The 12955-nt window shown below is 57.6% G+C and carries 18 protein-coding genes; all 18 read right to left on the minus strand.

The features are described from left to right. Nucleotides 1-7 precede the first annotated feature (7 nt). The 18 genes from BM235_RS04875 to BM235_RS04960 all read right to left on the minus strand — a co-directional run bounded on the left by BM235_RS04875 (nt 8) and on the right by BM235_RS04960 (nt 12950). Nucleotides 8-1528 carry a phage tail-collar fiber domain-containing protein gene (locus BM235_RS04875; RefSeq protein WP_090110042.1) on the minus strand — a complete coding sequence of 507 codons (1521 nt, stop codon included), beginning with the start codon at nt 1526-1528 and terminating at the stop codon, nt 8-10. Beyond that, nucleotides 1528-2091, minus strand: a complete 564-nt coding sequence (locus BM235_RS04880) for a phage tail protein I (protein ID WP_090110045.1) — start codon at nt 2089-2091, stop codon at nt 1528-1530. The genes BM235_RS04875 and BM235_RS04880 overlap by 1 nt, the downstream gene beginning before the upstream one ends. After that, nucleotides 2084-3208, minus strand: coding sequence for a baseplate assembly protein (locus BM235_RS04885; protein ID WP_090110047.1), 1125 nt, complete (start codon nt 3206-3208; stop codon nt 2084-2086). The genes BM235_RS04880 and BM235_RS04885 overlap by 8 nt, the downstream gene beginning before the upstream one ends. Continuing rightward, nucleotides 3208-3531, minus strand: coding sequence for a GPW/gp25 family protein (locus BM235_RS04890; RefSeq protein WP_090110049.1), 324 nt, complete (start codon nt 3529-3531; stop codon nt 3208-3210). The genes BM235_RS04885 and BM235_RS04890 overlap by 1 nt, the downstream gene beginning before the upstream one ends. Then, a complete protein-coding gene (locus tag BM235_RS04895; RefSeq protein ID WP_090110051.1) occupies nt 3528-3935 on the minus strand; it encodes a phage tail protein in 408 nt (135 codons plus the stop codon). The genes BM235_RS04890 and BM235_RS04895 overlap by 4 nt, the downstream gene beginning before the upstream one ends. Then, nucleotides 3932-4270 (minus strand): hypothetical protein, encoded by a 339-nt coding sequence (locus tag BM235_RS04900; RefSeq protein ID WP_090110053.1) that lies wholly within the window; start codon nt 4268-4270, stop codon nt 3932-3934. The genes BM235_RS04895 and BM235_RS04900 overlap by 4 nt, the downstream gene beginning before the upstream one ends. A gap of 1 nt (nt 4271) precedes the next feature. After that, nucleotides 4272-5288 carry a phage late control D family protein gene (locus BM235_RS04905; protein ID WP_090111022.1) on the minus strand — a complete coding sequence of 339 codons (1017 nt, stop codon included), beginning with the start codon at nt 5286-5288 and terminating at the stop codon, nt 4272-4274. 12 nt (nt 5289-5300) lie between these two features. Beyond that, on the minus strand, nt 5301-5534 hold the full coding sequence (locus BM235_RS04910) for a tail protein X (protein WP_369803472.1): 234 nt from the start codon (nt 5532-5534) through the stop codon (nt 5301-5303). Then, the gene (locus tag BM235_RS04915; protein WP_090110057.1) at nt 5504-7435 is read right to left on the minus strand and encodes a phage tail tape measure protein; all 1932 of its coding nucleotides are present in this window, start codon (nt 7433-7435) and stop codon (nt 5504-5506) included. Before BM235_RS04915 ends, BM235_RS04910 begins: the two co-directional genes overlap by 31 nt. Before the next feature lie 157 nt (nt 7436-7592). After that, complete coding sequence (locus BM235_RS04920; RefSeq protein WP_090110059.1) at nt 7593-7919, minus strand: phage tail assembly protein; 327 nt, start codon at nt 7917-7919, stop codon at nt 7593-7595. 13 nt (nt 7920-7932) lie between these two features. Then, nucleotides 7933-8454, minus strand: coding sequence for a phage major tail tube protein (locus tag BM235_RS04925; RefSeq protein WP_090110060.1), 522 nt, complete (start codon nt 8452-8454; stop codon nt 7933-7935). Between the two features lie 16 nt (nt 8455-8470). Beyond that, a complete protein-coding gene (locus tag BM235_RS04930; protein ID WP_090110062.1) occupies nt 8471-9916 on the minus strand; it encodes a phage tail sheath family protein in 1446 nt (481 codons plus the stop codon). 3 nt (nt 9917-9919) lie between these two features. After that, on the minus strand, nt 9920-10204 hold the full coding sequence (locus BM235_RS04935; RefSeq protein ID WP_090110064.1) for a hypothetical protein: 285 nt from the start codon (nt 10202-10204) through the stop codon (nt 9920-9922). Beyond that, a complete protein-coding gene (locus BM235_RS04940) occupies nt 10201-10626 on the minus strand; it encodes a hypothetical protein (RefSeq protein ID WP_090110067.1) in 426 nt (141 codons plus the stop codon). The genes BM235_RS04935 and BM235_RS04940 overlap by 4 nt, the downstream gene beginning before the upstream one ends. A 3-nt stretch (nt 10627-10629) precedes the next feature. Beyond that, complete coding sequence (locus BM235_RS04945; protein WP_090110069.1) at nt 10630-11208, minus strand: phage tail protein; 579 nt, start codon at nt 11206-11208, stop codon at nt 10630-10632. Next, nucleotides 11205-11549 carry a hypothetical protein gene (locus BM235_RS04950; RefSeq protein ID WP_090110072.1) on the minus strand — a complete coding sequence of 115 codons (345 nt, stop codon included), beginning with the start codon at nt 11547-11549 and terminating at the stop codon, nt 11205-11207. The genes BM235_RS04945 and BM235_RS04950 overlap by 4 nt, the downstream gene beginning before the upstream one ends. Beyond that, the gene (locus tag BM235_RS04955; RefSeq protein WP_090110074.1) at nt 11530-11913 is read right to left on the minus strand and encodes a hypothetical protein; all 384 of its coding nucleotides are present in this window, start codon (nt 11911-11913) and stop codon (nt 11530-11532) included. The genes BM235_RS04950 and BM235_RS04955 overlap by 20 nt, the downstream gene beginning before the upstream one ends. Beyond that, on the minus strand, nt 11913-12950 hold the full coding sequence (locus BM235_RS04960) for a major capsid protein (RefSeq protein WP_090110076.1): 1038 nt from the start codon (nt 12948-12950) through the stop codon (nt 11913-11915). The genes BM235_RS04955 and BM235_RS04960 overlap by 1 nt, the downstream gene beginning before the upstream one ends. Nucleotides 12951-12955 lie beyond the last annotated feature (5 nt).

Raw genomic sequence — 12955 nt, forward strand, 5'->3', positions numbered from 1 at the left:
ATACCTCCTAAATATCGTATCTGCTGATTATGTGTATAGCGTACGAAATGCCTGAGAATGTGTTCTTATAGCTGGTCGGCTGAAAAAAGATATGCGAAACGGTAGTTTCCCTCGATAAGTACCCCTCCCAATAATATGCGAGGCCGTTGGACGCTACGTTTACGCTCCCGATGGTGGTATACCCTTCGCCAGTCGACGCGTCTCGGATCTGTAGGTTATAGACCCCTACCCAGTCCGCATTATTTACGTTAAATCCGACTCGCATCCATTTTACATTAGGGATCGGCTGGTTTAGTTTAGCCTCAGCCATATAGATATAGTTTCCTCCGAAATACGTATAGACGTCGGATCCATACGTCCAGGAGGGAAAGGATATGCTCTGCAGTATCGAGTACGACTGAACGTATCCGGTACCGTTATGGTAGCCTTCCGGTATCGCGACCGTTGACGATTTACTAGGAGTGAGAATCGTACGTCCTCGGTTCGGCATAATACCCGCCGTTCCTGCTATCGTCGTCCCTGACAGAACTGCTGCTGCAGGTACAGTCACGCCCGCTACTGAGCCCGAACCGTTGTGATATCCGGCTTGAATCGTCTGCGCGGATGGTCCTGGCGTGAACGTAACGGCCCCGCGATTCGGCATGCTGCCTGCTGTTCCCGCAATAGTCGAGCCTGCGAGGAGCTTCGATGGATCCACTACCACTCCGGACACTTTACCAGCGCCGTTATGGTAGCCCGCGAGAATCGCTTGATCGCTCGGCCCCGGAGTCATGACGACAGCCCCTCGATTGGGCATCGTGCCGGTCTTGCCTGGTCCGCTGTCATTGCTGAAGGTTTTTCCCGCAAGCACGTCGCCCGCGGCGGCATTCCCGCTCCCAAGGACGATTTGATCGATCTTGGCCGCCAATTGCGCGAACGTCTCTGATGCAGACGCCGGTACTCCCTTGCCGGTAATGGCGGCGGCCACAAGCGTCTTACCGCTACCGGACAACGTAAAAAGCTCATTGATTGCTGCGACGGCAGAAGATTTGTCCGTCGTCTGAAGGGCAGACAGGCTGCCCAAGTCCGAAGCCAGCGCGAACACGAGCGAATTGTCGATGACTGCTGTTACATTGGCCGCGTTGCCTACGAGCGTGATGACGTTGATGTACCGCTCGAGGATGTCGTTCCCGCTGCCTGCCGGGATAAGGTCCGCATTGGACCCGGCGTTAGCGTAGCAGTAGAGGACTTCCCCGACGTCCGGGTCTTGCGCGAACACGCCGACCTCGCGCATGTAAAAGGCGGTCGTTACGTTCGAATTGTTGAAGCTAGTGCCGACAACCGCCTTGCCCCCGGTCAATGCTTCCAGCTTAGTGATTGACATCGACTTCTTTTGGCTGATCAGCGCCGTCAGGTTCGCGATGGTCTGTGCCCCGAGGTTCCCGTCGCCGATCGCGATCCGCGTAAACTGCAGCGTCGCCCCTGCTTGTACTTTCGTCTGCAGGGTCTGCCCTTTATTCGTGAGATAAAATCCTGCAAAGAGGCCCATTATGTCACCTGCTTCAACGTAATAAAATCGCCGATATGAGCAAAGCCGGCATAGTACAGGCTCATCTCGTCGGAGACGGTCGCCTGTATTTCCTCGAGGTGTGCGCTTGCGCGAGTGACCGTCGAGAGGGCGTCCAAGAACTGTGCAGCGTTCGTCGACGTCGTGTCGGTATTGGTCGTGAGGATTCGATAATTCCCCGGATTGCCGCCGTACTCGAACCATTCCTGCACTTGGCCGTCGCCGAAAATCGTACGAATGAGCTCCTCGATCGCGGACTTCGTGCCTTTGCGTTTGTGCCATGCATAGGCGTTCTTGACGAGCGAGCGCCGCTGCTCGAGAGGGAGGTCAGGGTCGTAGAAGTCAACGTGCCATTGCCACGCGAGCTCGTTCGCCTCTTCGTCAGTTAGTTCTCCTAGGCGAGAGAAATACGGCAGCCGGTCAATCGCAGCAAGCACGTTTTGACGTTGCGCGTCGAGCGCCTTCGCGGCTGCCGCGATTGTAGGGTCCTCGGTCAGGTTCGGCGGCAGGATGTCGAGGAGCGACGCGTTCGCGAGATTAATCATTCACGGTCCCCCCATACGTGGCCGTGATCGTGCCGGCGACAGCAACCTTTGTCGGATCGACCACCGTATAGACCGGCGACGTTACATTGACCCGGTACGCGCCCGCCATCATGACGCGCCGAATAAGCTCCGACGGGTTGATGTCCCGGCCGAGCTTCGACTTTTGCCATGTGACGTAGCCGGCGATCGTTGCGTTTACGGCGGCCTGTATGTCGGACGCTGCCGCGCTGTCTCCGGTCTTGATGTAATAGGTCAATGTGACGTTGTAGCCGACCGTCGTTGGCGCGGCGACTGTAACCTGATCGGTGAGCGGCCGTACTTTGCTGTTGGACAAGATCGCACTGACCGAATCGAGCACGCCTTGCGACGGGATCGCGCCGCCGGCGAGCAGGGGCACGACGAGCACCTGCATAGCGCTTGGCGACGTCACCGACACGTCGACGATAGCCGGGTTCGCGGTCTTGGCCCAATATTCGTATGCGCCAAACGGTCCAGCTACCGAAAACGACTCCGGCGCCTCGTGGATCCGCTCACGGTAGGCATCGTCGCTCTCAATGTCCGCACCGCCGGAACTTGTCATCGTGTTGACGATGGAGAGTACAAACGGGAGCGGATCGACAATCTGATTGATCTGTCCCGGGAGGTATCCATTGCCTGCCGCGCCTGTGGTGAGGTTTACTGCTACAACGTCAACATACAGCGTGCCGGCCGCGATCGTTGCACTCGTCGATGTCGCAAAGTACGCCTTTGGATCGCTGGCCGTGCTGACGCGCGTGCCGGCCGGGATGGTGACCGCTGTCGGCTGAGCTGCGGACAAGGTGACTCGTACGGTCGTAGATGCCGCGGCAGCCGACAAGCGAGGCGTCTCTGTAAACGCGCCGATGTTGTCCAGCACCGGACCGCGCGCGTACCGCAAGAGATTGAGCCTTGCCGTCTGATTGATCGCCGTCATCAACTGCACCTGCAGCGCGGCTTGGCCGAGCAGGAACAAACGAACGGGGTCGCCCGGGTACAATTTGCGCCCGAGCAACCCCTCCATGACCGTGACCATATTATTGAGCGTAGAAGCGACGTCCTCGCTGACGTACTCGACCTCGGGTAAATCGATCAATTGCATTAAGTGCTCGCCTCACTTTCGTCGACAAACTGCAGGCGGATGACCGGGACCAGTTTGTCCGGATCCTCTTGTGGCTCGAACGTGACCTGCTCGACAATGACCCGCGGCTCTCGCTCTGTGATAGCCATGATGACGGAGGCGGCGAACAGCGCCTTCGCGACGTCGGGCGAACGGTCGACAGCCCGGGAGTCAATCCCGAATGAGCGATCGAGGGGAACGGTCCCTTGAATGGTTGAAGCGATCATATTGACGTTCTGCAGGATCTCGGCACGTCCGCTTGCGCCGAAGTCTATCGGCATTTGTCCTACCGTGATCGTCGTCATTGCTTGCTCACCCCATATTCGCGAAGCGTGACGTTTGCCGTGCCAACCAAAAGGTTGCCGCGGTTGTCGACCGTCTTGAATCCCAGCTCAACCGAAACGATTATCCACATCCCCGATCGACCCAGCGGCTTGCCGCCGAAGGTAAACTGATACGCCTTGCCGCCGTTTGCCATGAGCGTCAGGTTATCGAGCTCCTTGCGCGGATTAACGCCGAGCGAAGCGTCGAATCGCATCGTGAAGTTGATCTCGTCCAAGCCCGGCCCGGACCATTGCGTCAGCGGCTTTCGCTGCAGCACGTCATGCTGTGCCCACCTGCCGGATACTGAACGAATTAAGCCGTCGAAAGTCCGAACCGTGTCCGCGCTGACCTGGAAGACGATGTTGCCAAGGACGCCGAGACTCATGTGATCCCACCGCCATGCAGCGAGCCGCCGATCGTGACGTCTCCGCTTACCGTCTGGCTGCCCGTAACCGTGAAATTGCCACTCAGCACCGGGCCTTGCGACGTATTAGGGACAACGATGGGGAGAGTGCCGAGGTAGAACCCGCCGCCAAGGTCGTCTCCGAGAAAGAGGCAGACCGCCGACGCTCCAATTGCCGGCATTGAAAAAAGCCCTCCGATCGACAGGACCGGGAGCTCCGCAGAAACCATATTATCTCGATCAGGGAATGCGACGCGGACAGTCCCGCGCGCGGCGTCGACGGTCGAGACCTGGCCGACGCGGATAAGCTGCTGCATATCACCACCCCAATACCTTTCGAATTTGAATGTCCGTCCGATAGCCGCTCGAATCGACCGTATGTCTAGCGCTCTCGATGATGTACTTGCCGTCGAACCTGCCCCAGCCTTTGACGTTGATCGTCGAGCTGGCAGCCATCCGGACATCGCCGGCGAGCGACAGGGACGCCTTGCCGTAATTCTTGTTCTTCTCGCGCAGCCTTTGCTTGGCGATTCTGAGCGCCTCCGCTGGGGAAGCTGCGCTCTCGTTTACCTTGAGCGTGGGACCAGTCTTCGGGGCGCCTGGCGGCGTGTACGTCGCTTTGAGCGTCTTGCTCTTAGTGTCGGTATATGTGAGCTCGCACGCCCGGTAGGCGGCATCCGCGATGCTCCAGTTAAACGAGTGGGAGATTACAGCGTCAGCTCCGCGAACAAGATCGCAGACGGCCTCTCGCGCCTCGTAGACGGCCTCGTCAAACAAGACGAGCTGACCGCTCGATATTTTGACCGCAATCCCTTCGCGAGCGCATTGCTCGACCAGAAAGCCCAGGTCAGATTGCTCCCGTTGCTCGAGCCGGTCATAGGTCGGATTATCGGGTGCCTCGTATCTGAGCTTAAGCCCCGCGGTCTTTGCAACGTCGGCCGCGATGGTTTTAAGCGTCACCTTTTCCCATGCGCGCGTGTTCCGCTGGCGTCGCACCGTAGATCCTGCCGGCAAAGACACCGCGCCGATCGCGACAGTGTCGGGGGCACCGGACGTGTCGCACGTATCGATCTCGAATTTACCACACGGAAGATACTTAAACTCGTTCGGCCCGTCCCAATTGATCGTCTTGATTCGCGCGACGATCGTGTCGCCTTCAGCCGGTGACCACGGACCTTGCCATCTTCGCTCTGCATCCTCAAGCGTGATCGCCAAGTCATCCAGCAGACCCGATGCGTTGTCGCCGTACTCAAACCGGATCAGGCTTTCGGAGAGCGTTTCGGAAATGTCCTTGCCGTTGTACTCGACCGTCAATGCCACTTGCCGCGCCATCATGCTCTGCAAGGATCATCCCTCCCGCTTCCACGGCGGCAGACCGGCCGCGGCTTCGTCGGGCGCGCCGGGAACATTTAGCAAGACCCCTGCGCCGAATACAACCACCCGCGAATAGTCCGGATTTGCGTCGAGCAAAAGCGGCATTAAATATTCCCGACCATAAACGGCATAGGCGATTGCGTCCCAGGTGTCGCCCTGGACCGTGCGATAAGTTGTCATTGTGACATGCTCACCCGCTTCTGCCATGCATTTTGTTGTTGTACAAACTGAGCGAAGCTGTCGCTGCCGGCTCTTGTGACCTGCTCGACCGTGGACTTGTCGGCGTTTCCTTGGATGTTGATATTTGGGCTATAGTTGACGGTCGTATGACTGTTTACCAGCTTGGGATTGACCGTGCCGCTCGTCGGGAAAGCCGGATTCTGGAGCCGATTTACAAACTCTTTTGTCCCTGCAGCGTTACTCGCCTCAGTCTTAGCGCGATCTGCTTCGCGATCTTTCGCGAGCGGACCTTTCATGAAGTCTCCCGCGACGTCGCCCCAGCTTACATCTTCGCCGTTCGCCTTGGCCCATAGGTCATCGACCCACTGGGGAGAGAATTTACCGAGAGGGGAATCTTCAAGCCCCTTCCAAATACCCGTAGCCAACGCGCCGCCAAGTTTAGCCCCGGCCTCGAACATGTCCGGCGCGGTTGAAGCAATCGCCTGCGCCAGCGTCGATCCGATTTTCTCGCTCGTGTTAATAAAAGCTTCGCGACCCGAGGAATCCCACCAAGCACTGAGCGAAGCCATGATGTCTCCGTAGACGAAGTCGATTTTGCTCTCGAAGGTATGGAGCTTTTTAAATTCAGCGTTGTCGAAGAAGTGCTCATTGAGATACGACTTCGAGCGCTGCACCATTTGATCGACGCCGGCCGTAATTTGAGGCGTGTACTTGGTGACGAAGTCGGCGGCAGCACTCGCGAACCTTTTGATGATCGGCATCGTCGGAAGCAGCGCGGATATCTGCAGCGTTTCGATTGCGCCCTTGAACTGCTCAACCGAACCGGCAGCGTTGTCCATCTTCTTCTTGGCGACGTCGAGCGCGGTAACGTCGGACATGGCCTTTTGAAACTCCTTGACACCCTTCGCCCCGGCCTTGTACAACGTGCTCGCTGCCTTAACGCCGTCCGTGCCGAACATGTCCATCATTTTGGCCGTGCGCTCTTGCTCGCTCATCCCTGCGAATGCCTTGTGCATCACATCCGCAATGCCAGCGATATCCTTAATTTTCCCCTTGCTGAAAAACTTATTTGCCTTGTCGACGCCAATCCCAAGCTTTAGGAAAAGCTTAGTAGCTTCTTTTGTTTTTGGCTGCAAATAACTAAGCATTGACTTAAAACTGGTACCGGCATCAGAACCGCCCTTTAGGCCATCATTGGACATTAGACCAATTGCAGTATTTAAATCGAGGAAGGACAATCCAGCCATATTGGCAACGCCACCCGCAGATGCAAGCGCGTAGCCTAATTCATGGACGCTCGTAGCAGATGCATTTGCAGTTCCGGCCAGAATGTTCGCAGCGTCGTCAGCTTTCATTCCGTCTTTCTTGAATGCATTTAGCGACGTCGCCATCGTAGCGGCCGCTTCGGCCAGGTCGAGCCCGCCAGCTGTTGCAAGGTTCAGAGCCGCATTCAATCCGCCAGCCTGCACAGTTGCCGGCTGCATGCCGGCTTTGAGCAGTTCCTCGATCGCCTTCGCCGCTTCCATGGCGCTGTATTTCGTGTCCGCACCCATCTTGAGCGCAAGCGCCTGGTACTTCGCCATCTCTGCGGTCGTGGAACCGGTCAGCGCCTGGATTGTAGACATTTCAGCCTCAAACTCCATGGCCTTATCCATTGAGCTCTTGATTGCGTACCCGGCAGCCGCGGCGCCGCCGAAGACGATCCCGCCCGCGGCGAGCGCCGAGACCTTGGTCGTCATGCGCGCGATCGATTCTAGCCCCGAGACGATTCCGGATCCGAACTTCGGACCGCTTCGTCCGACGCGATCGAGACCGTGAATCTGCCGCTCGAGAGAGTTGAGTCGGTCAGCGGCGTTCGTGAAGACACGCGAGAACTTAGCATCAAGTTCGGCGTTCAGTCGGAACGCTAATTCGTATTCTTTCGACATCAATCACCCGCTCTTTTCTCGAGGAATTTGTTCGCTTCCGCGATCCATCCGAAGAGTTCTGCTACGGGCAAGCTGAGCCAATACGGGGCTGGCGTATAGGTCGCCATCGAGAGCGAGAGGACCCTTTCTCGCAGCGTCCCTATCCCTTCCGCCAGCCCTATAAAAGCAAAAAATTCTGCGCGCTCAGCGTCACAGAAGTGAAGTCCTTTGCCGGGAGTTTGCGGATCAATTCGACGGGGACCGATGCGGCCGCCGCAACGATGAAAGCAAGATAAGACTTGCTGAATTCCTTGCCCCATGGCTTTTCAGTGGGGGCGAGCTCGCTCAGGAATCGACGTTCAGCGATAATCAAGTCGTCTCCCGTAAGTTTGTCGAAGTCGATACGCAGCTCGGTGATCTTCTTGTCCTCAAAAACAAAAGGCCGACTGAGAACGAATAAGTCCTCGTCGGCCTGAACGGCTGGGGTATTCGGTTGTTCGCTCATTAGTCCGGGCTCCTTAAATGCCGAGATTTTTGCGTATGTCTGCCATGTAGTCGACGCCGTCGACGACATAGACGTAGTTGTACTTGTCGAGCTCGACAATAGACTTGGTGTCGACAACGACCTTGATGTAGATGACTTCGAGGTCGTTCGAAGTATCGGTCGTGCTGTTTGCGTCGAACTTCCCGAGGTCAAACTTTTTCGGCACCGCACGAAGCGTCACCTTAACGCCGACGTTGTTATACTGACCCGTGACGATGTCATACGTCTGCATATTGCCCCGGAAATCCAGGGCATGCGCTTTAGGAGCAAGCAGGCGCGCCCCCTCCGCGACGACCGTCCGCCAGTTGAGCGTTACCGTCATGCTGCCGAATAAACCTACCGCAGGGCTATCGATTTCGCCCGCAATGCCGGCGCCACGGACCGTATCGGTCAAGGCTTCGAAGCTGGGCAGCGTGACGTCGACGACGCCGAGATAGTCGGTGCCATCGCGATAAGCGGAAAATCCCGTCAGTTTCTCAGGAACCTGTTTATTCAATTGTCATCCCCCTCTCTTAAGCGTAAATCGTCGACAGATACGACGGGTCATACTCGACCTTAAAGCTGATCTCTTGCGCCGGCCCCGGCGGCGTGAAGAAGATGTGGAAGACCATCTTGCCGTCGAGCAGATCGGCTGCCGGATTCTCGGCGGCGTTGAACTCGATGCGGCCACCGACAAGCGCGCCGCCTGCGGTCAGACCATTGAGCCAGATATTGATGTCGTCCGTGATGGACTCGACGAGACGGACCGTCAACGGCCCATCAACCCGCGACCAGTAGCGAACGATCGCTTGGTTTTGAACCCAGCTGAACATGCGACGGATCGGGAGGATTGCGTCCTTCGGGTCGGTGTTTGCCGGGTATGCCCCAGTCCGGTTACCCCACGCCACCCATCCGGCGAAGTTGAACGCGGTCACGATGCCTTTGCTGTTGAGATATGCCGCCTGGTCGCGGCCGAGGAAAAACTCCGCTCCATCTTTGCCGAGCGCGCCGTCGATATCCAGATTTTGATTAGACACAGACACGTACGGAATGCCGTCGTTAGCCGTATCAGTCCGGCATATGGCCGGCGCCAGATGACTGGAAAAACGGAACGTTCTGCCGTCCTTCGTCAAATTGGGATAGCCGACCGCTTGGAACTCCGACGTATAGTTGTTGCTCGTCTTCCAGCCGGGCGCGTCAAGGTACTGCGTAATGTTGCTGACGTCGAGGTCGACGATCGCCTGCGCCTTAAACATGCCGTTGATGCTGCCAGACTTGGCGGCCATGACCGCAGCGACGGTCGGATTGCTGCTGTAGCCGGGAGCGACAATGAGGCTCGGCACGACGCCGAAGCGTGGGAACACCTGGTTGACGAGCTCGAGGCCGCTCTGCTTGCCGGTTTGCGAATCGACGCCGCCGATGATGTCGGAGATATTGACCGCCGCCGGGTTAAGTTTGTCGTAGCCGATCTTGAGCTGCGAGACACCCGATGGGATAGTGCCGCCTGCGCGGGCCGTGATGACGAGTTTGCCCGAGCTGTCGTAACCGAGAGAATAGTCGGTGCCGAGCGTGTACGGCGTTGCGCCATCCGCAGATTTGACCGTCACGCCGGCCTTGAGGACGCCAGCATCGGACAGCGTCACCGCGCCGGAAGTGACTGCCAGGTTTGCCGGCGCGACCGTCGTCTTGTGGATCGTCGGATCGAGAACGTTGATAAAGATCGCCTTCGAAACCTTGTACAGCTTGAAGTGAGCGAAAATGTACTCGCTGAGCGTATAGCTCGCCCAATCGTCGCTGTAGCCGAGCTGCCGGACTGCGTCCTCGTAGGACTCGACATATATCGGCTTGTTCACCGGAGCTGCACTCAGTTGGGACAAGTGGATAGGCGCCGTGCCGATGATGACCGGGATGGTCTGGGATGCATTGGACAGAACGCTCGTTTTGAGCTCGGACGTATAAATGCCATGGTTGTCAGACACCGATCATGCTCCTTTCTGCAGCCGTTGATAAACGGCATGTTGGGGCGTACCAGGGATTTGCGTCAGCCTGTTCGTTTCGACGAGTTGCGCGACCGGCACGATCAGCAGCTCGATATCCGGCTGCTCTTTCAAGAGATCCTCGTACTGCAGCGGTACGCCGCCAATGAACAAGGCGTTTTGTTGCAGCAGGCCGTCGAGGATGGTCGGACCGACGTAAATGAGTTGCCCGGGTTCGGATGTGGGCATTTCTTCTTCTACCGCCTTCCGTTTTTTCCTGGTTGTCGTCATATGTTGGGCACCTCCTCGCGAACGGTCGGAAGCGTCCACTCCGTCGTAATCACACCGATCCATTCGGGGTATGGTTGCTCGTCGAAGAACTCCCAGCTGAACTTGTCGAGCAGGAAGACGCGATCGAGAACGCGGTTTTTGAGAAACGCCTGCCGGATGGACTCCATGTAGTTGAAAACGTCGATCGGTCCTTCGTCGTCGGCGGCTTGGACACCGAATAGCATTTTGATCGTGCCGCTCGCGGAGTCTTCCGCGTCTTTTCCGGCGCTGGGTCGCAGAATAATGTACGGAAATTCCGGTAACGCGTTGACCACGGACGCCGCGGTCTTTTGCGGCAGGAAGAACAGATGCACGCCGACGCCAGTCCCGACGATTTGCTGTACCGCAGCCTTAACGGACTTGAGCAAAGAAACGATCGTCATAGATCAGATTCCTCCTTTCTCGAGAATTCGTTTGATTTCATGGTCGAGCCGCTTCTTCACTTCGGTCTCCGCGATGTCGCCGAGGTTGTTCAGCACATGCTCTTCTCCTACCATGATCGGAACGGCCGGACCGTAGAGCTCCTCGATCGGCAGCCGCCGGCGCCCCGCGCGCTTGAATGCGCCGATATGGCCGCCGGCACCGACCCGGGCAATAAACGCGCCTTTGACCGGCTTGAGTCCCGCGCGCTTGACCGCCGCTTTCAAAATTTTCGGCGGCGGCCGCATGGGATCACGAGGCTTGTTCGGGTTCGTCCTGAATTTGAAGAGCGGTATATTGCCGCCCTTCCAGCGGACCTCCGAAACCATGCTGCGTGCGCTGCCGCGCTTGATCGAAACCGTGTTCTTCACGTCGCCAGCCCGGACATGATAGATCCGCGACACCTCGCGACCCGACTCCGTTCGGACGCGTTGCGTCGCCCGATTCATCGCCCGGTAGTAGGCTTTGGGAACCTCCGCGGCTGTGGATCGGGTGAGCCGGACTGCTTCTTTCAGGTTCACAATCTCGCCGCGGAATTCCATCATGCCCGACTCGCCTCCAGGGTAATGCGATAGAGTCCGTCTTCGTCGCCAACGTTGACGACCCGATATAACTGACCGTCAAAGGTGATGTTTTGGTCCTCTTCCGGTCGGTACCCGAGCTCGATTGGATCGACATAAAATACGAGGTGCCAAAGGGAAACCCCCTCCGCGTAGGAAGGGGGCGCAGCCCCGCGTGTACTCGGGATGCTTCGGCCGTTGGCGTCGGTCTCAATGAGGACCAGAAGATCACGGCCGTCGATCGTATGGACGGTAGCGAACTCTTCCGGATTCAAAAAAGACGCAAGGTCGGCGGCGGCGACGTCTTTAAACGTTGGCCGTGCCATTCTCTTGCGCCTTTTCGGCGTACCAGGTGGTATATTGCAGGATCCGCTCGGGCTCGCGGCTTGCCGGCTCGATGCCAACCGACTTGAGCAGTTCGTTTTGTTCCGGCGCCTTCAGCTTCTCGAATGCTTCGAGAGTCAGGAGATCCGATACGATCGGGTTGTCTTTTCTTTTCCCGCCTTCATCGGCAGCGCCACCAACTCCGCTGCCTTCGTCAAGTTCTGCCTGCCCCAAATCGGCCTCATACTTTAACGCCGCGCCGTCCTGCACCAACTTCTCCTCTGCTTCAGGAGAGAGGCTGAACGGCTTGTTAGCTGGATACTCGACGCCGTCATGACGCACATGCCAGTCGCTGATGATCGACATTAAAGCACCTTCGCGACGTACCAGCCCGCGACGTTCGGGGGTACCGCAAGAGGACGAGAGAGCAGCTGCAGCCAACGTTGAGCCGGCTCGACCGTGATCCAGGATTGAGCAGCGACCTTGCCGCGGAACGTGACGAATTCCTCCCGCTGTTTGTCCATGATGACCGTTGCGCCGTAGTGGAATTTGAACTTGTCGCGGCTCGAGAGCATGGCGATGTAGCCAGCAGGAATGAACGGTTGCTCGGTGCCGGCGTCGTCCGTGTAAGTACCCGTGTAGCTGAATACGTCGAGACCCACGTCCCGCAGGCGGCCGTGATACGTCACGCCGTCAGGCAGTAGCGTCGTGTCCAGAGTTCCGATGTCGACCCCTTTGTTGTCCGCAAGCGCGAGAATCTTCGGGTGACGCATCAGCGCGACCGCTGCATCGTAGTCGCAGAGCAGGATGTCCGGATTCGGCGCGTTGCCGTTCAGAATCACGCGGCGCTTGGCTGCGAGGAATGCGATCGGGTCGGAGTTTGTTTTATCACTCCACAGATCCGTGCCTGAAAGTATGACCTTGTTGGTGAAGTCGTAGTCGATGACCTGGCTGACGCCTTCGCCGACCTGGATGACTTTGCCGGTAAAGATCAGCGTCGCTGCTTGTTCGACAAGACGGCGTGTGATCGTGTCGTTCAGCTCTGAGATGTCCCTTGCGATCAACTTGCGGGCGCGGACTTCAGGGGATTCGGGGTTGATCAGGCTTTCGCCCGCAGAACGCACCTTCAGATCATTGACCGTGATCGCGCGAGACGGCTTGATCAGCGCCGGTTTGTATTGCTTAGCCTGGAAGCCCGAGCGAACGACAACCTTGCCCGGTTGCAGTTCAGAAACGTACGGAGCGATCGGCTTGTTGCCTTTGACCGTTTGAACTTCCACCCATTCGGTATCAAAGGATTCTCCGTCCTCGAAGAACTTTTCGAGAATGTAAGTGCTGAGCGGCGTTGTTTGATCGACGACCTTCAGAAGCGTCGGTGTTGCGTAAATGTCCTTGTATGCCAACTTGT

The organism is Cohnella sp. OV330 (genome assembly GCF_900112065.1).
GTDB lineage: Bacteria > Bacillota > Bacilli > Paenibacillales > Paenibacillaceae > Cohnella.